Origin of the sequence: Herbaspirillum lusitanum (assembly GCF_046025995.1) — a bacterium.
GTDB classification, from domain to species: domain Bacteria; phylum Pseudomonadota; class Gammaproteobacteria; order Burkholderiales; family Burkholderiaceae_D; genus Herbaspirillum; species Herbaspirillum lusitanum_A.
The window spans coordinates 110719-134325 of sequence record NZ_JAQQFM010000007.1 but is presented as its reverse complement, the minus strand read 5'-3'; the positions used below and the strand labels follow the sequence as shown (position 1 = coordinate 134325).

At 58.6% G+C, this 23607-nt stretch carries 19 protein-coding genes, 1 tRNA gene and 1 pseudogene; 12 read left to right on the top strand and 9 right to left on the bottom strand.

Annotated features, from left to right (window positions below):
- Positions 1-156: 156 nt before the first annotated feature.
- Positions 157-804: a DUF1120 domain-containing protein gene (locus tag PQR62_RS16525; protein WP_408159083.1), complete on the top strand. Its 648-nt coding sequence runs from the start codon at positions 157-159 to the stop codon at positions 802-804.
- A 161-nt stretch (positions 805-965) separates the two neighbouring features.
- Here PQR62_RS16525 and PQR62_RS16520 read toward each other — a convergent pair whose 3' ends face one another.
- Both PQR62_RS16520 and PQR62_RS16515 read right to left on the bottom strand, forming a co-directional pair.
- Positions 966-1619, bottom strand: coding sequence for a hypothetical protein (locus PQR62_RS16520; protein WP_408159082.1), 654 nt, complete (start codon positions 1617-1619; stop codon positions 966-968).
- A 353-nt stretch (positions 1620-1972) separates the two neighbouring features.
- Positions 1973-3934, bottom strand: a complete 1962-nt coding sequence (locus PQR62_RS16515; RefSeq protein ID WP_408159081.1) for a PhoX family protein — start codon at positions 3932-3934, stop codon at positions 1973-1975.
- A gap of 189 nt (positions 3935-4123) precedes the next feature.
- On the opposite strand from PQR62_RS16515, the gene prfB reads away from it, so the two are divergent.
- Both prfB and lysS read left to right on the top strand, forming a co-directional pair.
- A protein-coding gene (prfB, locus tag PQR62_RS16510) for a peptide chain release factor 2 (RefSeq protein ID WP_408159080.1) occupies positions 4124-5228 on the top strand; the annotation gives its coding sequence in 2 pieces (ribosomal slippage) (positions 4124-4204 and positions 4206-5228; 1104 coding nt in all).
- Positions 5229-5416: 188 nt separating this feature from the next.
- A complete protein-coding gene (lysS, locus tag PQR62_RS16505) occupies positions 5417-6970 on the top strand; it encodes a lysine--tRNA ligase (protein ID WP_408159079.1) in 1554 nt (517 codons plus the stop codon).
- Positions 6971-7085: 115 nt separating this feature from the next.
- Here lysS and PQR62_RS16500 read toward each other — a convergent pair.
- The 4 genes and pseudogenes from PQR62_RS16500 to PQR62_RS16485 form a co-directional block, all read right to left on the bottom strand.
- Positions 7086-7474: pseudogene (locus PQR62_RS16500) on the bottom strand (NADPH-dependent FMN reductase family protein).
- Between the two features lie 31 nt (positions 7475-7505).
- On the bottom strand, positions 7506-7937 hold the full coding sequence (gene arsC / locus PQR62_RS16495; protein WP_408159078.1) for an arsenate reductase (glutaredoxin): 432 nt from the start codon (positions 7935-7937) through the stop codon (positions 7506-7508).
- Positions 7938-7956: 19 nt separating this feature from the next.
- Entirely contained in the window at positions 7957-9051 is a 1095-nt protein-coding gene (arsB, locus tag PQR62_RS16490) for an ACR3 family arsenite efflux transporter (RefSeq protein ID WP_408159077.1), read from the bottom strand.
- Between the two features lie 2 nt (positions 9052-9053).
- Positions 9054-9410 carry an ArsR/SmtB family transcription factor gene (locus PQR62_RS16485; protein ID WP_408159076.1) on the bottom strand — a complete coding sequence of 119 codons (357 nt, stop codon included), beginning with the start codon at positions 9408-9410 and terminating at the stop codon, positions 9054-9056.
- Positions 9411-9797: 387 nt separating this feature from the next.
- Between PQR62_RS16485 and PQR62_RS16480 the strand changes: the two genes are divergently transcribed.
- The 5 genes from PQR62_RS16480 to PQR62_RS16460 all read left to right on the top strand — a co-directional run bounded on the left by PQR62_RS16480 (position 9798) and on the right by PQR62_RS16460 (position 15683).
- Positions 9798-10505, top strand: coding sequence for a GntR family transcriptional regulator (locus PQR62_RS16480; protein ID WP_408159075.1), 708 nt, complete (start codon positions 9798-9800; stop codon positions 10503-10505).
- Positions 10506-10664: 159 nt separating this feature from the next.
- On the top strand, positions 10665-11462 hold the full coding sequence (locus PQR62_RS16475) for a phytanoyl-CoA dioxygenase family protein (protein ID WP_408159074.1): 798 nt from the start codon (positions 10665-10667) through the stop codon (positions 11460-11462).
- 320 nt (positions 11463-11782) lie between these two features.
- Complete coding sequence (locus PQR62_RS16470) at positions 11783-12814, top strand: TRAP transporter substrate-binding protein (protein ID WP_408159073.1); 1032 nt, start codon at positions 11783-11785, stop codon at positions 12812-12814.
- Between the two features lie 380 nt (positions 12815-13194).
- Positions 13195-13797, top strand: a complete 603-nt coding sequence (locus tag PQR62_RS16465; RefSeq protein ID WP_408159072.1) for a glycine zipper 2TM domain-containing protein — start codon at positions 13195-13197, stop codon at positions 13795-13797.
- Positions 13798-14099: 302 nt separating this feature from the next.
- Entirely contained in the window at positions 14100-15683 is a 1584-nt protein-coding gene (locus tag PQR62_RS16460; RefSeq protein WP_408159071.1) for a methyl-accepting chemotaxis protein, read from the top strand.
- A gap of 138 nt (positions 15684-15821) precedes the next feature.
- Here PQR62_RS16460 and PQR62_RS16455 read toward each other — a convergent pair.
- Both PQR62_RS16455 and PQR62_RS16450 read right to left on the bottom strand, forming a co-directional pair.
- Positions 15822-15898: transfer RNA gene (locus tag PQR62_RS16455), tRNA-Pro, on the bottom strand.
- A 291-nt stretch (positions 15899-16189) separates the two neighbouring features.
- Positions 16190-17446, bottom strand: coding sequence for an MFS transporter (locus PQR62_RS16450; RefSeq protein ID WP_408159070.1), 1257 nt, complete (start codon positions 17444-17446; stop codon positions 16190-16192).
- A 586-nt stretch (positions 17447-18032) separates the two neighbouring features.
- Between PQR62_RS16450 and PQR62_RS16445 the strand changes: the two genes are divergently transcribed.
- A complete protein-coding gene (locus tag PQR62_RS16445; protein ID WP_408159069.1) occupies positions 18033-19184 on the top strand; it encodes an FAD-dependent oxidoreductase in 1152 nt (383 codons plus the stop codon).
- 359 nt (positions 19185-19543) lie between these two features.
- Here PQR62_RS16445 and PQR62_RS16440 read toward each other — a convergent pair whose 3' ends face one another.
- Positions 19544-20281, bottom strand: coding sequence for a TetR/AcrR family transcriptional regulator (locus PQR62_RS16440; RefSeq protein ID WP_408159068.1), 738 nt, complete (start codon positions 20279-20281; stop codon positions 19544-19546).
- 185 nt (positions 20282-20466) lie between these two features.
- Between PQR62_RS16440 and PQR62_RS16435 the strand changes: the two genes are divergently transcribed.
- From PQR62_RS16435 to PQR62_RS16425, 3 genes are all read left to right on the top strand, one after another.
- Positions 20467-21534 carry an ABC transporter ATP-binding protein gene (locus PQR62_RS16435; RefSeq protein WP_408159067.1) on the top strand — a complete coding sequence of 356 codons (1068 nt, stop codon included), beginning with the start codon at positions 20467-20469 and terminating at the stop codon, positions 21532-21534.
- Positions 21535-21653: 119 nt separating this feature from the next.
- Entirely contained in the window at positions 21654-22658 is a 1005-nt protein-coding gene (locus PQR62_RS16430) for an ABC transporter substrate-binding protein (RefSeq protein WP_408159066.1), read from the top strand.
- Positions 22659-22826: 168 nt separating this feature from the next.
- Entirely contained in the window at positions 22827-23573 is a 747-nt protein-coding gene (locus tag PQR62_RS16425; protein ID WP_408159065.1) for an ABC transporter permease, read from the top strand.
- Positions 23574-23607: the final 34 nt, after the last annotated feature.

Below are 23607 nucleotides of genomic sequence, written 5' to 3'. Positions count from 1 at the left end.
AAAAACAAGGTGTGAGCAGCTGTTTTTTGAGACTTTTCTCATATAGCACCGAGGCCAAAAAAAGCACAATGAGCTCACTGCATCAGACAAACCACTCGGATCAGCGGGCCTTGCGATGCAACAACTTCAAACAACTTCTTATCCTGAGAAAACATCATGAAAAAAGTCATCGCCCTGTCTGCCCTGCTCGCCACTGCCTTGTTCTCTCACCTTGCTCACGCCGCCGATACCGCGGAGCTGCAGGTCAAGGGCGTGATCAAGCCGGCCGCCTGCAAACCCACATTCACGGGCGGCGGCGTGGTCGACTACGGCGTGATTCCGGCTTCGCGCCTGACTGCCGGCGCCTATACCCGGCTGGAAAAGAAAGACGTGACCCTCAATGTTTCCTGCGATGCTGCGGCCAAGATCGCATTGGTCACCACCGATAACCGTGCCGCCTCCAAAGTCGCCGGCATCACGGAAAGCATACGCGGCGGCGCCGAATACAACTATGGTCTGGGCACCGTGGCCGGCAAAAACGTAGGCGGCTACACGCTGTCTATCGCGCCGGAAACCACTGCGGATTCCAAGCCGGTGACCAATCTCTACGCCAAAGGCAATGCCTGGGCCGATGACACTACCTATATCGAAAACACCGGCACCCTGTTCTCGTTTGCCGCGCCCGGCACCAAAACACCGCTGGCGATCAAGCAACTGTCGGCACGTATCACCGTGGAAACGATTCTGAACAAGCCTGAGAACCTGCCGCTGACACAAGAAGTGCCGTTCGACGGCTCCACCACTATCGAAATCAAATATCTGTAAGCTGCGTCGCCCGCTTAAGCCACGCAAGCCGGAGTCTTGGAGGCTGCCGTTTCAAAGGAAGTGTGCGTAACGCCGGAATTTTTGTTGTTAGTCCGGCAGTCCCTGAGCGTTGGCCCGGTTCTCGGAACCGGGCTTTTTTTTGTGTGCTCGGCGCAGAAAAATCAGCGTACCGGCAGGAACTGCAGGAAAGAGCCGCCCAGCAGATTCTGCACATAGCTGATGCCGGCGCGACGATATTTTTCTGTGATGAATTGCGCCATGAGGTCGAGACGGCCGACGATCTTGCCGAATTCGCGCTCGAAGCTGAGATTGCGCCCGCCGGGGCCGCTTTCGTCGGCCAGCAGCAAGGGCTGGCCAGCCGCATTGCGACGGCTGGACAAGATCCAGGCGGCGATCTCCACATTGCGTGCGGCGTTATAAAGATGCTGGGCATCCAGTCCGTCGATCAGGAAAAATTCGATCTTGCCCTCATGCGCCACGATGATCATGTCGGCCGTGGCATAGATGAAGGCGGCCACGCGGTCGCCCTTGAAATCGGGACTGAGCGCCAGCGCCATGGCGGCGATGTCGCGCTTGCCTTGCAACTCGGGCCAGAGCTGGCGCAACTCCACCGCCTCGCGCACACGCTTGACGACCTCATCGCGATCGGCGCCGCTCTTTTTCCACTCGCCGGGATTGCGGCGATAGAGCTTGTCCATCAGGAGATAAAGGCTGTCGAGATTGGCGCGCATGGCGAGCGTGGCGACGCGATTGGTGTCGGACTGCGCCATCTCGCGCGAGCTGGTCTGCGCACCTTTGACTTCGCCGTGATTCACCGGCGCGCTGCTGCAGGCCGATAACAATGCCGCAACTGACACAAAAAACAGTGCTGAGAATGCCTGCGCAGAACGCGCGGAAGAGCAAGGCGTCGGAAACGGCGGCGGGGGCACTAGCGGCTTTGTTGTACTTGTTGTCATCGGCAGGCGGTCGGAAAGCAAGCTGATGAGACTGATGCTAACAGATTGCGTTCCGTGTTCCGTGCGCCGGCGCGCCCCCGCTCTGCATGTCGCTGCCTGCAGCGTCCGCCGGCGCGATCACATGGCGCGATGCTCAGCGTATCGCGCATAGAAAAACCGGGGCAGGCGCCCCGGTTTTCTCCCTCCTCCACTTACCGGCACTGATCCCCCGATCAGGCCTTCGAACCCAATTGCAGGCCGGTCAGATAACCGACCGTCGCGCCGAAGCGATCCTTGTAGTTGGCGCGCACCAGCGGATCGAGCTGATCCTTGACCTTGTCGTGCAAGCCCTTTTCCCAGTCACCCGCATGCTGGAAGTTGCTCATGATGTAGGTCCAGCCGTTGATCTCGTCCACCGCGTGCAGACCGGTCGATTCGGCGCCGGCCGGGCACGACAGAATGCGCGTGAGCTGTTGCGTGTCGACGTTGTAGGCCCACAGGAAATTGTTGACGTGCATGCCGCTGTCTTCGCCGATGAACAAGGTGCGCAGCTTTTCCGAGAACTTGATGTTGTCCGGATTGGCGATGCGATCCTGATGCGCCAGGTTGCCGAGCACATCGGGCGTCTTCAGATCCTGCCCGACCAGCGCCGCCGGCGGCGCCATGTCGACCGGCACCCATTCGCTGACAATCGCCGCACCGGCGATATCGCGCTGCCCGCCGCGCAGATTCAGCGCATACACCGCGCCTGCCTTCGGGCCCTGCACCTTGATGTGGCCGGAACCGTCCAGCATCGACGTCTGGATGTAGGACATGGCCGAATACGCGACCTTGTCCCTGGCGTTGACGGTGGTGCCTTCCATCTTGGTGAAGCCGAGGCTGCCGCCGACCAGCGCCGCATAGCGGTGTGTCTCGAGGAAGGCGGCGGCCTTCTGCATGCCCGGCTTGATGCGTACCCAGTTGGCTTTGCCGTTGAACGGAATCTTGCTGTAAGACGCGTCTTCCGGATCGCTGGTCTTGATGTCCATGATGTCGCCGGCCTTGAGGCGATTGGCCAGCAGTTCGATTTCATCGCTGCTGGCGCTGCCCAGCTTGACCCAGCTCAGCTTGCCGGCGCCCGGGCCGACGTCCGACGTCTGGCTCCAGCGCGCCACATACAAGCTGCCGGCAGACAAGTCCGCCGCGCGATCGGCGATGAACATGAACAAGCCGCCGTTGGTGGCATCGTCGCCCATCAGCACGGTGCGCTGATCCGGCATGACCTGCACCAGTTCATGCGAAATGCGGCCGAGACAATAATGCTTCTTCACGCTGCCGCTGCCGTCGGGATTGACGGTAATTTCCGGCAGATGGCCGTAGTGATAAGGATTGGCGCGCTGAGCGTCGCCATACAGATTCTTGCTGAAGGCCTGGAACTGCACGTTGCCGGCGATGGCCGCGGCATCCGGCTCGTACTCTTCGCTCGACAAGTGGGTATTCCACGGTGACAGGCTGGCGCCGCAGGTGATCCACAGACCGTGTACGGCCGAGGTATCGACATTGTGATACTGGACCAGCGACAGATGGCCGCTGCTGGGGTCCTGATCCAGCGTCAGCACCGCGATCGGAGACGGCAACTGGCCATACATGGCGGCCAGCTTCTGGTCGCGCGTGGTGTATTCGAACTGCACCACCGCGAACACGGTATTGCCCTTGACGCCGGCCACGCGCGCATTTTTCATGCTCAGCAGCGAGGAACCGTCCGGGCAGTCGGAATAAAACTGACGCTCCTTGCCGGGCACCGAGCGGTCGATGATGGGCTGATTATTGATATCCAGATAACCACCGGCCAGAATCTGGCCGCCCTTGCCGTCCGGCACCATATCGCCGGTCATGAAGAAGGGGCGATAGGCCAGTTGGTAATCCTGGCGGCTGCCGTCATCGAACAGCACTTGCAGCGACGACGCCACGGTGGTGCGCGCCATGGCGGCCGGATCGGCCAGCGTCGGCGCCGGCATGCCGCTGAAGGCGGCGGACACGAAACCCTTGCCTTGCGGCCCGGCCGTGGCGCAGCCATTGAGCAACAGGGCGGCCGAACCGCCCAGCGTCAGCGGCAACAGCGGCGCGGCGCTGAGCGCCTTGAGCAGGCTGCGGCGGCCGGCTTGCGGCAGCTCCTCGGAAAAGGACTGGATGGCGTGTGGCTGGGGCTGTCTCATCAATATTTCTCCATATCAACTGGAACGACAGCGCTGCGCAATCGATTATCGGCAGGCCGTCAGCGGAATGTCAGGCGTACAAAGCGCTGCGATGGTAACGACCGAAAATGACGGGCTTGTGACAGCGACCAGGGCAAAAGCGTCCCCGCGTCTTGTATAATTCCCGGTTTGATCGCAAAAGAAATCATCATGGAAGCAGAACGCCTCAATTCCCTCCAATCGCTGCTCGACGACCTGACGGCGCGCGCAGCAGAACTTCGGAGGTATCTTTGACTTCGATGTGAAGTCAGAGAAACTCGAACAAGTCAACGCCGAACTGGAAGACCCGAACGTCTGGAACGATCAGAAACGGGCGCAGGATCTCGGCAAGGAAAAGAAATCGCTGGAAGCGATTGTCCACACGCTGATCAAGATCGACAGCGAACTCGGCGACGCGCGCGACCTGTTCGCGATGGCGCGTGAGGAAAAGGACGAAGACACCGTCGTCGCCATCGAAGCCGATACCGAAGGCCTGAAGAAGCTGGTGGAGGAAATGGAATTCCGCCGCATGTTCAGCAATCCTATGGATGCCAACAACTGCTTCATCGATATCCAGGCCGGCGCCGGCGGCACCGAGGCGCAGGACTGGGCGTCGATGCTGCTGCGTCAGTATCTGCGCTATTGCGAACGCAAGGGCTTCAAGGTCGAGATCATGGAGCAGTCGGACGGTGAAGTGGCCGGCATCAAGACTGCCACGCTCAAGGTCGAAGGCGAATACGCCTACGGTTTCCTGCGCACCGAAACCGGCGTGCACCGTCTGGTGCGCAAGTCGCCGTTCGACTCGGCCAACGGTCGCCACACTTCTTTCTCCAGCCTGTTCGTGTATCCGGAAGTGGATGAGTCCTTCGACATCGACATCAACCCGGCCGACGTACGCGTAGATACCTATCGCGCCTCCGGCGCCGGTGGTCAGCACATCAATAAAACCGACTCTGCAGTGCGTCTGACGCACGGCCCGAGCGGGATTGTGGTGCAATGCCAGAACGACCGCAGCCAGCACCGCAACCGCGCGGAAGCATGGGAAATGCTGAAGGCCAAACTGTTCGAACTGGAACTGCGCAAACGCATGAGCGAGCAGCAGAAACTGGAAGACTCCAAGACCGACGTCGGCTGGGGCCACCAGATCCGCTCTTACGTGCTGGATCAGTCGCGCATCAAGGATTTGCGCACCAACCACGAAACCGGCAACACCAAGGCAGTGCTCGATGGCGACATCGACGATTTCATCGCTGCCTCGCTGAAACAGGGCGTCTAAGCGAGCGATTGCCGGCATTGCGGATCACAACAATCCGCAGCGCCGGCAAGGCTCAGCCGCAACATCGTATCCGCCGCATCGCTCCACGCCCTCGCCTGCTTCAGTCCACCGCAGCACGCACAGCATCCGGCACGAACATTTGCACACTTGCCCCTTGCACATCTGTCGCACCTTAACGATTTCATATCATGACCACACAAAACGACAACGCCGCGCAGCCGGCGCAGCAGCCGCCCGTAGATGAAAACGCGATCATCGCCGAACGCCGCAATAAGCTCGCCGCGATCCGTGAACAAGGCGTCGCCTTCCCCAACGATTTCCGTCCTGAGCACAAGGCTGCGGATCTGCACGCGCAATACGACGCGCTCGACAACGAAGCGCTGGAAGCCAATCCGGTTCAGGTCTCGATCGCCGGCCGCATGATGCTGAAGCGCGTGATGGGCAAGGCATCGTTCGCGACCCTGCAAGACGCCTCCGGCCTGCGCGCCGACGGCCGCATGCAGCTCTACATCACCAATGACGTGACCGGCCCGGAATTGCACGGCGCCTTCAAGCATTACGATCTGGGCGACATCCTCGGTGCCGAAGGCACGTTGTTCAAGACCAAGACCGGCGAGCTGTCGGTCAAGGTGACCGGCCTGCGCCTGATCACCAAGTCGCTGCGTCCGCTGCCGGACAAGTTCCATGGTCTGTCGGATCAGGAAACCAAGTATCGTCAGCGTTACGTCGATCTGATCATGAGCGAAGAAACGCGCCGCACCTTCAAGGCGCGTACCGCCGCGATGTCGTCGATCCGCCGCTTCATGGAAAAGAACGACTTCATGGAAGTCGAAACGCCGATGCTGCATACCATTCCGGGCGGCGCAGCAGCCAAGCCATTCATCACCCATCACAACGCGCTGGACATGCAGATGTTCCTGCGTATCGCGCCTGAGCTGTATCTGAAGCGTCTGGTGGTCGGCGGCTTCAACCGCGTGTTCGAAGTCAACCGCAACTTCCGCAACGAAGGCGTGTCGCCGCGCCACAATCCCGAATTCACGATGATGGAATTCTATGCGGCCTACGTCGATTACCAATGGCTGATGACCTTCACCGAACAGGTGATCCGCCAGGCCGCCATCGATGCCCACGGCACCGCCACCCTGACCTATCAGGGCCGCGAACTGGATCTGGCCAAGCCCTTCCAGCGCCTGACCATCACCGGCGCGATCAAGAAGTACGCGCCGGAATATACCGATGAGCAATTGGCCGACATCGACTTCCTGCGCACTGCGCTCAAGAAGTTCGGCGTCAAGACCGACCAGGCGCCACTGGCCAAGGCCGGCATCGGCGCGCTGCAACTGGCGTTGTTCGAAGAAACCGCCGAATCGCAATTGTGGGAACCGACTTACATCATCGATTATCCGGTCGAAGTGTCGCCGCTGGCGCGCGCCTCCGACACCGTGGCCGGCATCACCGAGCGCTTCGAACTGTTCATCACCGGTCGTGAAATCGCCAACGGCTTCTCCGAACTGAACGACGCCGAAGACCAGGCGGCACGCTTCCAGGCACAAGTCGCTGCAAAGGATGCCGGCGACGAAGAAGCCATGTATTACGACGCCGACTACATCCGCGCGCTGGAATACGGCATGCCGCCGGCCGGCGGTTGCGGTATCGGCATCGACCGCCTGATGATGCTGATCACCGATTCGCCGAACATCCGCGACGTGATCCTGTTTCCTCACCTGCGCCGCGAAGACTGATCGCAAGGATCCGGCGCCAGCCGGATGTTTTACCGCAAATGAAAAAGCCCCGTTCGACGGGGCTTTTTCATTAATGGCACGGTGTTGCGGCATTCCGTCGCGACGAATGGAGAGTTCAGATCGACGGCTGGTTCACGCGCTTGCTGAGTGCCTCGGCACTCTCGCGCCGTTCGCTGTACCGATCCGTCAGATACGAGGATGCATCGCGCGTCAGCAAGGTGAATTTGTAGAGCTCCTCCATGACGTCAACCACCCGCTCATAGTAAGCCGACGGCTTCATGCGACCGGCGTCGTCGAACTCCATGAAGGCCTTGGCCACCGAAGACTGGTTGGGGATGGTGATCATGCGCATCCAGCGACCGAGAATGCGCATCTGAACAGCCGCGCCGCTTCCAGGCTCAGCAAGCGGCTGTAGGATCGCTCGCGCAGCGAGCCATAGAGCAGCAAGAAACGCGGTGCATGGGACGATCGCGCGATGCCGTCGAAACCGGTCGCATGCGGCATCCTGAAAGCACCGGCATCGATCAGCGGAAGATCAGCGAGCGGCGGCAACACGGCGCCCCTCCTCGTCCACTACCCGCTCACCGTCCTCCTTGCTGAACGCGGTCTGCTGCGGACGCGGCAGAATATCCAGCACCAGTTCAGACGGGCGGCACAAACGGGTGCCCATCGAGGTCACCACGAATGGACGATTGATCAGAACCGGGTGCATCAGCATGGCATCCAGCAACAGCGCATCGCTCAGTTGTGGATTATCCAGGCCCAGCTCGATGCAGGGCGTGCCCTTGACGCGCATCGCCTCGCGCACGCTGAGGCCGGCGTCTGCGATCATCCTGATCAGTGTTGCCCTGGTCGGAACTTGCGAAAGATACTCGATGATCACGGGTTCGTCGCCGCTGTTGCGTATCATGGCCAGCGTATTGCGCGAGGTGCCGCAGTCAGGATTGTGATAAATGATGATGCTCATTGAAATGACTCCTCAAAAGTTAAATCCCGGCTTCGTACCAGCTGCGACTGCGATTCACGACCGAAACGACCAGCAGCATGAGCGGCACTTCAATCAGCACGCCGACCACGGTCGCCAGCGCTGCGCCGGATTCAAAGCCAAACAGACTGATCGCCGACGCCACCGCCAATTCAAAAAAATTGGACGCCCCGATCAACGCCGACGGGCAGGCCACCGCATGCTTTTCGCCCGCCACGCGGTTGAGCCAGTAAGCCAGCGCCGAGTTGAACAAGACCTGAATCAGAATCGGCACCGCCAGCAAGGCCAGCACCAGCGGCTGGGCCAGGATGGCGTCGCCCTGAAATGCAAACAACAGCACCAGCATCAACAGCAAGGCAGCCGTTGAAACTGGCTGGATGCGCGCCATCACGCGGTCAAACACGAACTGCCCGCGACGCAGCAGCAAGCGCCGGCACACCTGGGCAATGAATACCGGCGCCACGATGTACAACAGCACCGAAGCCGACAGCGTGTCCCACGGCACCGCGATGCTGGATACGCCGAGCAACAGACCCACCAGCGGTGCAAATGCAAAAATCATGATCAGATCGTTGAGCGCCACCTGCGACAAGGTGAAATAAGGATCGCCGCCGCTCAGACGGCTCCAGACAAATACCATGGCGGTGCAAGGCGCAGCCGCCAGCAACACCAAACCGCCGATATAGGAATCCAGTTGCTCCGGCGGCAGATAAGGCGCGAACCAATGCCGGATGAACAGCCATCCCAGAAACGCCATGGAAAACGGCTTGACGGCCCAATTGATGAAAAGCGTCACGCCGATGCCGCGCCAGTGGCCCTTGACCTGATTCCAGACCGAAAAGTCTATTTTCAACAGCATCGGAATGATCATGATCCAGATCAGCACGCCTACCGGCAAATTGACGCGGGCAATCTCCAGAGCGCCGATGACCTTGACGCTGCCGGGAAACGCCTGTCCCAGCAGCACGCCGATCACGATGCATAGGCCCACCCAGAACGTGAGATAACGCTCGAATGTGCTGATGGATGGCACCGCGCCGCTGCTCGCGGCAGCCTTCGGGACGTGCGCTTGGAGCGATTTAGCATTTTTCGCCATGATCACTCCGGAGACGTATCTGTCTGCGCCTCTGAGGCCACAGTCGGGCAGCAAACAGCAACAGGAGCACCGGCTTGACCGCCACAGCAATTCTCGGTGAGGAAGGCGATCAGCTCGTTCATCCTTGCAAAATTGGCCGAATAGATCACAAAGCGCCCTTCGCTGCGCGAGCTCACCAGTTTTGCGTGCGCCAGCTCCTTCATGTGAAATGACAGCGCCGAGGGCGAGACGTCGAGCTGCTCGGCGATTTTGCTGGCGGCCATGCCTTCCGGCCCGACCTGCACCAGCAAGCGAAACACGGCCAGCCGCGAGTCCTGAGCAAGCGCGGCCAGCGCCGCAATCGTGTCTTTGGTTTCCATCAGAGCCTTGTTCCGGAGATATTATTCAATATTTCAATTATCATTGAAATATAAAATCATTTCAATCATTGTTGAAGTGATCCCTTAGTCATATCGCAGTTTCACGGCGGCAGATGCATCTCAAGCGACGCAAACTGGACAGCCTCACAACAGCGTTTGCGAATGAGGCGGAAGCGCGCAAACTCATAGCGCCCATTCGCTGACGCCTTGCTTTTCTGCGTGCCCCCGTTTAATGCATCCGCATCCGGACCGATGCCCTCAGCGCACTGACCCCGACCGCCCGCTGCTTCTGCAGCGCACAAGCGAAACCTGCGATTTGTATTTGACATCCGACTCCGCACCAAGCATTCTGTATACAGAACACGGACTTCAGAACGCAGGTACGCGATGCTCAAACTCAGCGCTCCCACGCAACTCCTTGATACGGTCTACGAGGCTATCCTCGATGCCATTTGCAATGGCACGCTGGCGCCAGAGGTCCGCATCACACAAGAAGGTCTGGCCGAAACGCTGGGCGTGTCGCGCCAGCCGATTCTGCAAGCCATTCATCTGCTCAAGCGCCAGGGCTTCATCGCCGACGCCGGACGCAAGGGCGTGATGGTGACGCCGCTCGATCCCAAGAAGCTGATCGACCTCTACCAGATCCGCGCCGCGCTGGATGCCCTGGCAGCGCGTCAGGCCGCGAATCGTTTCCAGCACACGCCCGATGCAATCGAAGCGGCGGCCGGCCACGCACTGATCGCAACCGGTCGCCAGGCCATTCTGGGCCAATCCATGGATGACCTGATTCTGGCCGACATGAACTTTCATCAGTTCATCTACAGCGCCTCGGGCAACGGCATGATCACCGAAACCACCACCCTGCACTGGCAGCATATCCGGCGCGCCATGGGCGCGATTCTGAGCAACAACATCCGCCCGCGCGAGCGGGTCTGGGATGAGCATGAAGCCATCCTCGACGCCATCCTGCTCGGCAATGCCGGCCTCGCCGAAACACTGGCGCGCAGCCACGCCGAGACCGCCGCAGAGCGACTCGCCGCCGTGCTCACCAGCGCCGAATACGCCGCCATGCGGCAGCTGGCGCAGACCGCATGAGCCCCGGAAATATCGCACCCCACGATAAATGCCCGACAGCACAACCCGAACAACAAGAGACAACAAGCAACAACAAGAAACATCACGGAGCACATCAGCACGCAGAACACCGAAGCAACAACCTAAGGCCAATCAAGCCGCAACCACAAGGAGACAAAGATGAAACTCACTGCACAACAATTGAAGGACTTCGACGAACTGGGCTATCTGTTCATGCCCGAATGTTTCAACCCGGAAGAAGTCGCTCTGCTGAAACAGGAAGCCGGCGATGTGCTGAGTCAGCAACGTCCTGAAATCTGGCGCGAAAAGAATGGCGCGCCACGCACCGCCTTCGCCGCACACACCTATAACGAAGCCTGCGGCATCCTGGCCTCGCACAAGCGTCTGGTGGAACCGCTGCAGCAACTGTTCGGCGAAGACGTCTACGTGCATCAATTCAAGATCAACGCCAAGGCCGCCTTCACCGGCGAAGTCTGGCAATGGCATCAGGATTTCCCGACCTGGCAGGCCGACGACGGCATGCCGGATGCGCGCGCCATGAACATCGCGGTGTTTCTGGATGATGTGATGCCGATCAACGGGCCGCTGATGCTGGTGCCGCGCAGCCACAAATCGGGCGCGCTGAAATCAGAGCATGATCTGGAAACCACGTCCTATCCGCTGTGGACGCTGGATAACCAGACCGTCACCGACCTGGTCGAAAAGAACGGCATCGTCACTCCCACCGGCAAGGCAGGCGGCGTATTGATGTTCCACGCGAATCTGGTGCACGGCTCATCCGGCAACATCACACCGTATCCGCGCCGCATCGTGTATCTGACGCTGAACGCGGTGTCGAATGCGATTCAGAAACCGACCCGCCCGGAATTCATCGCCCATCGCGATTTCACGCCGGTGCATGCCGGCTCGGATGAAGCGCTGACCGATTACGTCAAGCAACAGCGCAAGGCGGCCTGAGCGGTTCTCGCTCCCGGCCTTCCCCCCTTTCCCCACAATAAGAAACGCAACTCCGTCCGGTGCAGAACATCGCACCGGACGGCAGGACGAGGCGCGCACGATGTGCGGGCGTCGCAGTTGCGCGCACCTCGTCGCATGCGTCTTGTCAGTCAGTGTGACGATGCACAAACGATGTGAAGCGCTCAAGGCCGGGAATTGCGGCCAACGATCGAGCAGCAAGCAGCAAAGCAGGCAGTGAACCAAGTGAGCAAGCGCAACACCTCAACCAATAAAAAGCCGCAAGACGGTCAATCAAAACGATCCAATACCGGAGAGAGACAATGACTTATCACACCACCCGCCGCGGTTTTCTGAAGACCGTATCGGCCGCTTCGCTCGCCACCGCCGGCGGCCTGCACTTCACGCAGGCGCAAGCGGCACCCGCCGAATTCGTCATGAAGTACGCCAACAATCTGGCGATGACGCATCCCATGAACATCCGCGCCGCCGAGATGGCCAAGGCGATCAGCGAGCAGACCAAGGGGCGCGTCGAGATCCAGGTCTATCCGAACAATCAGTTGGGCGGCGATACCGACATGCTGGCGCAGGTGCGCTCGGGCGCCATCGATTTCTTCACGCTGTCTTCGCTCACGCTCGGCACCCTGGTGCCGGCCACACAGATCAGCGGCATGGGCTTCGCTTTCAAGAGTTACGACCAGGTCTGGGCCGCGCTGGACGGCGATCTGGGCGCCTACATGCGACAGCAGGTGGTCGCCGGCAGCACCTTGTTTGCGTTTGAAAAGATCTGGGACAACGGCTATCGCCAGATCACCAATAACACGCGCCCGATCAAGACCCCGGACGATCTCAAAGGCATGAAGCTGCGCGTGCCGCCCAGCCCTTTATGGACCTCGATGTTCAAGGCGCTCGGGGTCTCGCCCACCAGCATCAACTTCGCCGAAGTGTATTCGGCGCTGCAGACCAGCATCGTGCAGGGGCAGGAAAACCCGCTGGCCATCATCTACACCAGCAAGCTGTATGAAGTGCAGAAGTACTGTTCGATGACCAATCATATGTGGGACGGCTTCTGGTTCCTCGGCAACAAGAAATCATTTGAACGCTTGCCCAAGGATCTGCAGGATATCGTCACCGCCAACGTCAACGCGGCAGGCATGAAACAGCGCGACGATGTGCGCAAACTCAACGAGTCGCTGATCGGCGATCTGAAGGCCAAGGGGATTCAGGTCAACGAAGCGGATCACGAGGCCTTTCACGTAAAACTGCAGCAGGCGCGCTTCTACGATGAGTGGCACAAGAAATTCGGCGATCAGGCCTGGAATATCCTGGAGAAATACAGCGGCAAGCTGGCCTGATCTCTGGCCCGCTGTCGCGGACGACAAAATCGCCGCATTGCTCCATGCAGCCATCCGGCATCGCGCCGGATGGCATTATTGTTTTGTCGTGGCTGGATTTTCTGCGGGCTTTATCGCAAGGTCTATTGATAAAGATGCCGGCGGGCAGCGATATAGACACAGTTGAAACATTCAAGCCGGTTACGCGACTCGGAAGATGCTGTAGGAGGCCTCCTACACGCCCGATATTTTTTACAAAAACAGGCCGCAAACCAGCACGGTTAAGCCATTGTTGCGCATTACAACTTCTTACAACTGCAACACGAACGCGCTTTTTTCCAGCCTTGGTGTGGGCCATAATTCGCTCATCCACAAACATCACAAAAACCGGAGAGGCTCTCATGGAAAACGCTATCAAGACATCCAATCGCATTCACCCATTGGTCGCTGCAGCTGCAGTTGCACTGATTCTCGTCAGCCTGGTCGGCGTCGCCGCCATCACGGGTCTGCTGCCGACATCGAACAGCACCAATTCGCCGCAACAACAAATGGCGATGAATCAGCAGGCACAAGCCGGACAGATGCAACAGGCACAGCCGCAACAACTGGCCTCTTCGGCACCGATCAGCAATCAGGCGGCGCAACGTAATGAACCGGCTCCCGCGCAAGTCTGCAATAGCTGCGGCGAAGTGGCCGGCGTCCGTACAGTGACCAGCCATCCTAAAACCAGCGGCGTCGGCATCGTCGGCGGCGCAGTGGTCGGCGGCTTGCTCGGCAATCAGGTCGGCGGCGGCACAGGCCGTACACTGGCAACCGTAGCCGGTGCAGTCGGCGGTGGTTATGCCGGCAACAAGATCGAAGAAAACACGCGCACCACTACCTCCTACGTTGTCGAAGTCCGCATGGACAACGGCAAGATTCGCAGCTTCCCGCAAACCGCCGACAACTGGCGCGCCGGCGACAAGGTTCGCGTAGTGAATGGTCGACTGGAGTCGCGCGGTTGATTCACGGTTACGTAATAAATAAAAAAAGCCCCGGTCCTGCCGGGGCTTTTTTATTGCCGCAACACAAGCTTCTTCCTCCCGTCCTCGGCAAAAAATGCAGCGATGGCGATTCACTGCAACCAGAACAACACCTGCCGACATGTTTGCAGGCCGTTTGCCGAATGCGCTTGTGGCGCCTGTCTTTTATGCTAATAATGAATTCGGAGTTGAAGGTCTCAGATCAACAATAGCGATGTCCACGCGACGACTTCAGCTCCTCAGACTTTGGCAAGTCCGTAAATCGACTCCATGGGGGGGCTTATATGCGTATCACTGATGTGAAAATTAGTGTAAGGCTTGGTCTTTGCTTTTTGGCACTGGTTGTTTTGATGGTGCTTATCACTGCATTGGGAATCAGAAGTCTGCAGACTGTGACGAGCAGCACCCGAGAGATCGTGCATGACCGCTACGTCAAGGTTTCTCTGGCCGCCCAGATGACCACAGAACTCAACACCAGTGCGCGCAATATCCGCAATGCCCTGCTCTCGCGTGACGATGAGGAGGTTAAGCGCTACATAGAACTCCTGCGCAAAGGAAATCTGGCGACTGCCGAGCTGCAGCAAAAACTGGGCAGCCTCATCAGCAGCAGTCAAGGCATGACACTGCTCCAGAATCTGAAGAACACGGGCGTCGAATACGACAAGCGGCGTGAAGTACTGCTGACCATGATTCAGCAACAGAAAAAGGCAGAGGCCGTTGAGTACCTGTTCACCGAGGTCAGAGCTCAGCAGCAACGCTACTTCGATGCCCTGAAGGAGTTGTCGCAGTTTCAGGAATCACTGATGCAGCAAAGCAGCCTTGAGAACGAGGATGAGGCCAGTACGGCAATCAGATCCATGATCATTCTGTCGGCCGCCGCTGTCGTGTTCTCCTTCATCGCGGCGCTCCTGATCACGCGTTCCATCACGCGCCCGCTGAATCAAGCGGTGACTGCCGCCACCGCGGTCGCCTCGGGCGATCTGACGATGGACATCAACTCTTCGTCAAAAGACGAAACCGGCATCTTGCTGCGCGCCTTGAGATCGATGAACGGCAATTTGCAGGATATCGTTGGCGAGGTCCGGCGCAGCACACAGACCATCACACAGGCGTCCGGCGAGATAGCCAGAGGCAATATGGATCTGTCTTCACGCACCGAGCAACAGGCCGGCGCGCTGGAAGAAACCGCATCGTCCATGGAAGAACTGGCCTCAACCGTAAAACAAAATGCGGAGAACGCTCGGCAAGCCGATACGCTGGCCGGCTCAGCATCGGCCGTTGCTCTTAAGGGTGGCGAGACGGTCGATCAGGTGGTCGCTACGATGAGCCGGATCAATGCGTCCTCACACAAGATCGTCGATATCATCAGCGTAATAGACGGAATCGCTTTCCAGACCAATATCCTGGCGCTCAATGCTGCGGTGGAAGCGGCGCGTGCAGGTGAACAAGGGCGCGGCTTTGCGGTGGTGGCCAGCGAAGTACGCAGTCTTGCTCAACGCAGCGCGGCCGCCGCCAAAGAAATCAAGGCGCTCATCAGCAGCTCGGTTGAAACCGTGGATAACGGCAGCAAACTGGTCGCGGAAGCAGGCAGCACCATGAGCGAGGTAGTCAACAGCGTAAAGAGGGTCAGTGATGTGGTGGCCGAAATCAGTTCGGCCAGCCATGAACAAAGCGACGGCATCGAACAAATCAATCTGGCGATCATTCAAATGGATGAGGTCACCCAGCAGAATGCCGCGCTGGTCGAACAGGCGGCGGCCGCCTCGCAATCCTTGCTCGATCAGGCCGAGCGCCTGGAAAAAACCGTGGGTGTATTCAAACTCGGCGTGATGCCGGTGCGGACCTTGCAAGTCCTGGAGCAAGGCTGAAATCAAGGCTCAAATCTGCCTCAAACCCAAACTGCCGCCACCCCGCTCAAGCGCTTGAAACAGCGGCCGGTGAAGCGACGTGAAATCGTGTTCGACAATAAAAAACGGGGCCATCTTTCGATGGCCCCGCTTCATATATGGTCGGAGTACAAGGATTCGAACCTTGGACCCCCTGGTCCCAAACCAGGTGCGCTACCGGGCTGCGCTACACTCCGAAAAACTTTTTCAAACCTGAATGCTTACGCTATTGGCCATTCATTTCAATGGCCTGCGCTAAAGGCATCGAGTCTTAAGCAATGACCCGAGAGGCAATTACGCTACAGGCCGGATCGTATGCGAGAGGCGGCATTGTACTCGAATAAATAAATTTTGGGGTATTTTTTGGAGCACTGATTTTTAAGAGACTGCAATAGGGGCGAGTCGCCTCTCGGCAAACTGCCAGCAGGCCAGGAAAATCATTCATGACGGTGCGCGCATGGTGTGCCGAGTCCGCAAATAAATCAGTGTTACCCGGCCGCGGCCGCTCGTGCCCGAATGCCACGGTCGAGCTGCCAAATCAGTAACAGCGAAACCAATGAGGTCCCGACCACGACGTAGCCGACCAGGTCGAAGTTCAGCAGGCGGCCGTTCGTGCCGAGTGCGACGATATGGCCGGCAATCACTGAGGCCACGCCGCCGGACAATTGCTGAACTGAAGCATTGATGGCATTGAAAGCTCCTCTCTGGTTCGCGACCGGCACCGATGAGATCAGCGCCTGAAAAGGAATCATGCGCGAGAAAATTCCCAGAAACAAAGCCACGTTGACCACTACCACCAACGGCAGCGTGATACGGCCGAGGTGGGTATAGATCAGCACCATGATGATCGACAGTGCAGTACCAAACAAAAATACGCGGAACTTGCCGAATTTGTCGGCGGCCCTGCCAATCAGGGGGCCGCTGAAGATGGTGCCCAATCCGGTGATCAGGTAGACGGTCGGCAAGTGGTACAAGTCTATCCCCAGATTCGCCACCAGATACGCACTGCTGAACGGCATCAGCATGAAGCCGCCGGTAGTCAGCAAGCCGGTCGTGGCGAAGGCGATCAGATAGCGCGGTTCACGCAAGGTATGCAGCAGGTGAATCCAGGCGCTGTGTTCAAGCGGAGCATTCAGGTGGTCGGTGACGGGCTGCATTTTCCACGTCACGATCAGTCCGCCGAGCAAGCCCAGCGCCGCCATGGCCAGGAACGGCAGATGCCAGTTCCAGCGATTCGACAAGTACAGGCCGATCGGAATGCCCAGCACCTGACTGGCGGCGAAGGCGGTCTGAATGATGCCCATGACGCGGCCGCGCATGGAGAGCGGAAACAGGTCGGACGAAATGGCAAGCACGATGGAGCCGATCACGCCGCCGAACAAGCCCGTGACAATGCGCGCAATCAACAGGCTTTCGAAGCTTTGCGCCATGCCGCACCACAAGGTACCGAGGATGAAGCCGGCATAAAAGAACAACAACAGTTTCTTGCGATCGAAACGATCGGCAAAACCCGCCGTGAGCAAACCCGACAAGCCGGCGCTGAATGCATAGGCAGAGACCACCAGGCCGAATTGCGAAGGCGCGATGTTCATGGTGGGCATGATTACGGCGCCGAGCGGCGACATCAGCATGAAGTCGAGGATGACGGCGAACTGCAGGAAGGCAAGCATGCCGACCAGCCGTTTCTGGTAAGGCGAAAATTGTGTGGGTACGGCAGCAGGAGCAGGAGTCGCCGGGGCGTTCATAGGTGCTTTCTTGTTGTGGAGCGTCTGATATCGCTTGAATCGGGTGCAAGTGAGCCCTGCACATCTTTTGATTTTCCGTCTCTTATCAATATGGAGGAAGACGGATCTGAGCCGAAAATGTTGTATCCGCCCAAAAATTTCCTGGCGGCTAAAACTTAGGCATCGCATCCCGTCCCCTGATCCCGCAGATCAGGATTCGCGATGGTCTGCTGAAAACCGGCGAAATTCTCTGCGGCCCATGCATCAATGCGCCTGCGCAGATCTGGCGCATGCTGGCTAAACCGGCCCTACTTGTACCCATCACGCTTTTGCCTTTCTCATTCTGCGCGCAGCTCGGTGTTCCGCGCTGCAGGCTATCGAGCCCGGTAACCGGCAGCGGAGAGATCAACACATCAAGCTCTCGCACTTTGCATCCGCAGAGCTGCGAGTTTGCTGATCTGGATGGATAGCCGGAGCGAATTGCCTGCAAAGGCAGATTTTCATGAATGTGCATGCAGGACTGCGGGTTCAGCTCGAAAGGAATTGACATTGGATAGGTGACTATGTTTTTATATAGGCGCCTATTCTAATTGATTAAAAACAAATCATGAACAGAAATTTACGTATCGCCATCATCGGCGGCGGCCCTGGCGGCTTGACGCTGGCGCGCATTCTCGCTTGCCATGGCATTCGGACAACAGTCTTCGAGCGCGAGACGCATCCGCTGGAACGCCCGCAGGGCGGCACGCTCGATCTGCATGAAGACTCCGGCCAGGAGGCTTTGCGGCAAGCCGGACTCATGGAAGAATTCACTGGCATCGCCCGTTACGAGGATCAAGGCACGCGTCTGCTCGACATGGCCGGAAATGTTTTGTTTGAAGATGCCGGCGTTGACGGTGACCGGCCGGAAGTCGACCGCACCGCTCTGCGCGCCATGTTGCTGGCGTCCCTGCCCGAGGATTGCGTTCGCTGGGGTTACACCTTGCGCGCAGTCGAAACACGTGACGACGGACGCCACGATCTGATCTTCGATCAAAGCCCGGCAAGTGAGGGGCCGTTCGACCTGGTGGTCGGTGCCGATGGCACATGGTCCGCCATCCGCCCGCTGCTCTCCCCGTATCAACCGCAATACAGCGGCCTGACGTTTCTGGAGTTCGGCATTGATGACGCCGACCACCGCCACCCGGCTGTGTCCGCTTTGGTTGGACGAGGAAAAATGTGCGTCGAAGGCGATGGAAAAGCCATCATTGCATTGCGCAATGGTAATGCTCACATCCGTGGCTATGCCATTTTTCGCGTGCCGGCCGACTGGGCTGCACAGCGTTTCGACCTGACCGATCCGGCGTCGGTGCACGCCCGGTTGTTGCGCGAATTCGCCGGATACGCACCCGATATCATCGACCTGTTTCATGCCAGCAACGCGTGCTACGCCATTCGCTCGATCTACAGCTTGCCGCCCGGGCACTGCTGGACGCATCGCCGCGGACTGACGCTGATCGGCGACTCGGCCCACGTCATGTCGCCGTTCGGCGGCGATGGCGTCAACAATGCCATGTTCGATGCTGCTGAACTTGCACGGCACCTGATCGCAGCGCTTGCGGACGGCGCCGACTGGAATGCCGCAGTGGCCGGCTATGAGGCCGCCATGCCGGCCCGTGTGGCCGAATCCGCTGAAGGTGCGGCAGAAGCAGCCGCGACTCTGCTGTCGCATGATGGCCAGGCATTAACGCTGGAACGATATCGCAGCCATGCGCGCTGAGTTTCGTTCACGCTCCGGAATGGAGCTCTCAAAAGCCTCAGGCAAACGCTTGACTCTAGACTTTGGCGCGGCCTTCATTTTGCTCGGGCCTGTCTCATCGAGGGTCTGTGCGAGCAAGCATGGGATCGCCGTGCGGGCCGCTTCGTCGAATGGCATTCAAAGCACATCTGCCGGGCAATCCGCAATAGCGCGGTGAGACTTGCTGCGCCCCACCGTTCAACTCCGGCATGCAAGCATGCGCCTGCTGCTGCAGTCCGGTACGACTTCGCTTGTGGAAAAGCGCCTCAACGCACCTCTCAACGTAGCTTTTAGCAGCCTGCTCCCGGCGACCGTTTAGGCCGGGCGGCCTGAACCGACTGTTAGCTTTTGATGTGCCGCTGTATCGTTTCCTGCCATATTTCCGTCAGGCCGACAGCCATCGCCGTCGCATCAGGAAATGAATTGGACAGTAAGGCATCAAGATGGATGTAGCGCTCCCGCAGCGCCTCGATCGACATTGCCACCATCAGGCGCAATGCGCCCTGGAATGCTTTTCTCTCCGCTGCTGAAAACGCATGCCCGCGCTTTTTCACGGTCGCGCTGATGACCCGTTCAACCCAGCTTGCATTCATTTCTTCGCGCATGCGCAGCAAGGTCGGCGTATAGGCAGCGACTCGGGTGAACGCCGCGAAAAGGCCGGCGTTGGTCTCATAGGATTGGCAGTACCAGAGATTCGCGTCATACAGCGGATCGTAATTTTCCTGCGTCGACTTTGCCGTATCGGCCTTGGGGCGATGCGCCCACAGCGCCTCGAAGAATGCGCTCAGCACGGTCTCGATGGCGCCGTCCATGTCGGTAAAGTTATTGTAAAAAGTGCCTCGCGACAGGCCGGTTTCGTCCAGCACAGCCTCAATCGATGGATTCTTTGCCGGCTCGTCCAGAAGCTGGCGCGCGACACATGCCATCACCTGAAAACGAGTGCGGTCCCGTTTTCCGAAGTTGCGGTCACGACTTTTTTCGTCGAGCAGGACGTCGAAGCGCACGCCCTCTTCAATGACCAGTTCCACTTTCACGCCATCTGCCTCATCCAGATCGCTGGTACGCGCCGCTATGGCCATGTTTGAACCCTCAAGTCTTTAAAAAAATCAGACAGAAACATCCATTGACAATCCGTAAAATTGTACATACCATCTAATTATGACACTGTATCCAATTTTGTGCATCGTGTCAAATATTGGTGCGCCCCACTTTTGGGCATATGCCGAAGCCTGATGTCCCCGATTAATCTTTTCCAGTCCCGACGATGAAAAACGGAGCAACGATAGAGTTTCGCAATGTACGCAAAAATTATGGCGAGGTAGTGGCTCTCCATGATTTTTCATTGTCAGTCGCAGCGGGGGAATTTCTGACCATCCTCGGCTCCAGCGGCTCGGGCAAAAGCACGGTGTTGAACGCCCTGGCCGGCTTTGCCCCGGCAAGCGCCGGTGAAATCCTGGTCGGTGGTCAGGCGATCACCGACCGGCCTCCGGAAAAACGGAATCTGGGTATGGTATTTCAAAATTACTCCCTGTTTCCTCACATGTCGGTTGCGCAGAATATCGGCTTTCCCCTGCGCATGCGTGGCGCCGACAAACGAGAAATCGGCAGCAAGGTCAAGCGCGCGCTGGAAACCGTCCGCCTTGAGCAATACGCAAATCGCATGCCCAAGGAATTGTCCGGCGGCCAGCAGCAACGTGTGGCGTTTGCCCGCGCCATTGTATTTGAACCGCCGGTGCTGCTGATGGACGAGCCGCTGGGCGCATTGGACCTGAAGCTGCGGGAAGCCTTGCAGTTCGAGATCAAGGAGATCCAGCACCAGCTCGGCTGTACGGTTGTCTATGTCACGCACGACCAGCGCGAAGCCCTTGCCATGTCGGATCGGATCGTCGTGTTGCGCGACGGCCGCATCGAACAGATCGGCAGCCCGATGGAAATGTATGACCGCCCCAGCTCCCGTTTCGTCGCGCAGTTCATCGGACAGACCAATCTCCTCAAGATGGATCTGGGCAAACCGGGAAAGATCTCTCTGCCGCAAGTCGGCATCGAGTGGGATCAGGCACACGACGCCGGCGGCACCGGGGATCATTTCCTGAGCATCCGCCCGGAAAAACTGGAACGCCGCCTGCGCAAAGCCGGCGACGTGGTGATGGAGGTCACGCTGAGCGAGGCCGTGTTCCTCGGCGATGTCATCGAATACAGTGCCCAGCACAGCAGCGGAACCACCATCCATTTCAGAGAGCCGCGCGCCAATCAGGCCAATGTTGCGCGCCGCGGAGAAACCATATTTCTTACTTTCCACCCCGAAGACGCAGTAATGGTGTCCGATCGCTGATCCTGTTCTGATCGCTGGCCTGATCGTCGTCTGTCCTTGCTTGAATTCTTGTCGCTAAACCTGGAGTTTCAAAAATGAAAAAAGCCTACCTCGCAGCAGTCTTGGCATCCGCATTTTCAATGACAGCATTCTCCGCGCATGCAGAGTCGCTGGTGCTCGCCAATTATGGCGGCGCCTGGGCCGCGACGCTCAAGCGCGTGTGTACCGATCCGTATGCCAAGCAGACCGGCATTACCGTGACCCAGGCATCGACCGGCGATTCGCTGGCCCAGATCCGCGTGCAGCAGACGACCGGCAACATTCTGTGGGATATCTCGCCGACCGAGGGCGCGTCGCTTCCCGTTTCGCAGCGCGCCGGATGGCTGCAGCCGATCGACTGGAAGCGCGTCGATCCCGACAACAAGATGACTGCGCTGGCCAAGCATCCTTATGCGGTGGGCGCGATTGCCTATTCGACCACCATCGGCTACCGCACTGACAAGATCCCGGCCGGAAAACCTTTCACCGGCTGGAAAGACTTTTGGGATACCAAGGGCTTCCCCGGGCCGCGAACATTGCGCGACTCGCCCATCGAGAATCTTGAGTTCGCGCTGATTGCCGATGGCGTGCCGGTCGACAAAGTCTATGACACCCTGAAGGCGCCGGGCGGCGTCGACCGCGCCTTCAAGAAGCTTGATGAAATCAAGCCGGCCATCACGGTCTGGTGGACCACCGGCCAGCAGCCGGTTCAGTTGCTGGCGTCGGGCGATGTCTTCTATGCCAGCGCATTCAATGGCCGCATTACGCAATTGCAGAAAGACAAGGTGCCGGTCACGATGATCTGGAACGGCGGGTCTTTGAACGTCAGCTATTACTCGATTCAAAAGGGGGCGAAGAATGCAAATGCCGCCATGGATTTCATGAAATATTGCTGGAACGATCCGCAGCGTCTGGCGGAAATCGCACGTGACATGCCCTACGCCGGCTTCAATCCCGACATGTACAAAATCCTGAGCGCGGATGAAGCAAAAATATTACCGACGGCTCCCGCCAATCTGGCGCTTCAGTTCACGTTCAATCCCGACTACTGGGCCGATAACCAGAAGGAAATTCTGGCGCGCTGGCAAGCCTGGCGTCTGAAGTAATCCACTCCCTCAAGGCTACCTTGACTTCTGAATGAGAGCGCAATCATGAGCATCGCTGTCACGAAGCGAGCATCCCTCAGCCGCTGGCCGTACTGGCCGCTGCTGCCGGCATCGCTTCTTTTTCTCCTGTTATTTGTCATACCGGTTGGCGAGGTAGCCGTATGGAGCGTGCGTGATGAATCGGGATGGACGCTATCCTTCTTCCGCAGTGCATTGGCGGATGGTCCGTACCGGACCATCCTCTTCAATACGATCAAGTTGTCGTTGACGGTGAGTGCGGCCTGCGTGCTGTTCGGTTATCCGGTGGCTTACTTTCTGGCGGGCCGCTCGCCCCGCCAGCAACGTGTGCTGCTGCTGTTCATCATGACGCCCCTGTGGGTCAGTGTCTTGATCCGGACCTACAGCTGGATTGTCTTGCTCGGTCGCGATGGCCTGATCAACTCTCTGGCGCAGGCGCTGGGCATCACCTCTACGCCCATGCATCTGCTCTACACCAGAGGGGCGGTGTATGCCGCCATGATTCAGGTGCTGCTGCCGATTGCGATTCTGACCATGTTCTCCTCGATGTCCGCGATCAATCGCTCATTGATCAGCGCGGCCAGAATTCTGGGCGCCAATCCGCTGCGCGCCTTCATTTCCGTCTTTCTGCCCCTGAGTTCGGGAGGCGCTGTTTCCGCGGCCATCCTGACCTTTGTTCTGGCATTGGGTTTCTTCATTACCCCTGCACTGGTCGGCGGCCCGAAAGACATGATGATTTCAAATGTCATCGCCCAACAGGTCAGCGAAACCCTGGACTGGAGTCTGGCGTCCGCCCTTGGCATGAGCTTGCTGGTGGCCGGACTGTTGATCGTCGGCGCCGCCAGCATCATGTTGCGGCGCTTTACCCAGCTCAGCTCGGAAGGAGGTACGCGATGATTCGCCACGGACTTCACCGATTGGCACCGAGCCG

Excerpts from the sequence above, each read along its gene's own strand:
- PQR62_RS16525 (WP_408159083.1), top strand. The coding sequence starts at position 157 with ATGAAAAAAGTCATCGCCCTGTCTGCCCTGCTCGCCACTGCCTTGTTC.
- PQR62_RS16515 (WP_408159081.1), bottom strand. The coding sequence starts at position 3,934 with ATGAGACAGCCCCAGCCACACGCCATCCAGTCCTTTTCCGAGGAGCTG.
- lysS (WP_408159079.1), top strand. The coding sequence starts at position 5,417 with ATGACCACACAAAACGACAACGCCGCGCAGCCGGCGCAGCAGCCGCCC.
- arsC (WP_408159078.1), bottom strand. The coding sequence starts at position 7,937 with ATGAGCATCATCATTTATCACAATCCTGACTGCGGCACCTCGCGCAAT.
- arsB (WP_408159077.1), bottom strand. The coding sequence starts at position 9,051 with ATGGCGAAAAATGCTAAATCGCTCCAAGCGCACGTCCCGAAGGCTGCC.
- PQR62_RS16485 (WP_408159076.1), bottom strand. The coding sequence starts at position 9,410 with ATGGAAACCAAAGACACGATTGCGGCGCTGGCCGCGCTTGCTCAGGAC.
- PQR62_RS16480 (WP_408159075.1), top strand. The coding sequence starts at position 9,798 with ATGCTCAAACTCAGCGCTCCCACGCAACTCCTTGATACGGTCTACGAG.
- PQR62_RS16475 (WP_408159074.1), top strand. The coding sequence starts at position 10,665 with ATGAAACTCACTGCACAACAATTGAAGGACTTCGACGAACTGGGCTAT.
- PQR62_RS16470 (WP_408159073.1), top strand. The coding sequence starts at position 11,783 with ATGACTTATCACACCACCCGCCGCGGTTTTCTGAAGACCGTATCGGCC.
- PQR62_RS16465 (WP_408159072.1), top strand. The coding sequence starts at position 13,195 with ATGGAAAACGCTATCAAGACATCCAATCGCATTCACCCATTGGTCGCT.
- PQR62_RS16460 (WP_408159071.1), top strand. The coding sequence starts at position 14,100 with ATGCGTATCACTGATGTGAAAATTAGTGTAAGGCTTGGTCTTTGCTTT.
- PQR62_RS16450 (WP_408159070.1), bottom strand. The coding sequence starts at position 17,446 with ATGAACGCCCCGGCGACTCCTGCTCCTGCTGCCGTACCCACACAATTT.
- PQR62_RS16445 (WP_408159069.1), top strand. The coding sequence starts at position 18,033 with ATGAACAGAAATTTACGTATCGCCATCATCGGCGGCGGCCCTGGCGGC.
- PQR62_RS16440 (WP_408159068.1), bottom strand. The coding sequence starts at position 20,281 with ATGGCCATAGCGGCGCGTACCAGCGATCTGGATGAGGCAGATGGCGTG.
- PQR62_RS16435 (WP_408159067.1), top strand. The coding sequence starts at position 20,467 with ATGAAAAACGGAGCAACGATAGAGTTTCGCAATGTACGCAAAAATTAT.
- PQR62_RS16430 (WP_408159066.1), top strand. The coding sequence starts at position 21,654 with ATGACAGCATTCTCCGCGCATGCAGAGTCGCTGGTGCTCGCCAATTAT.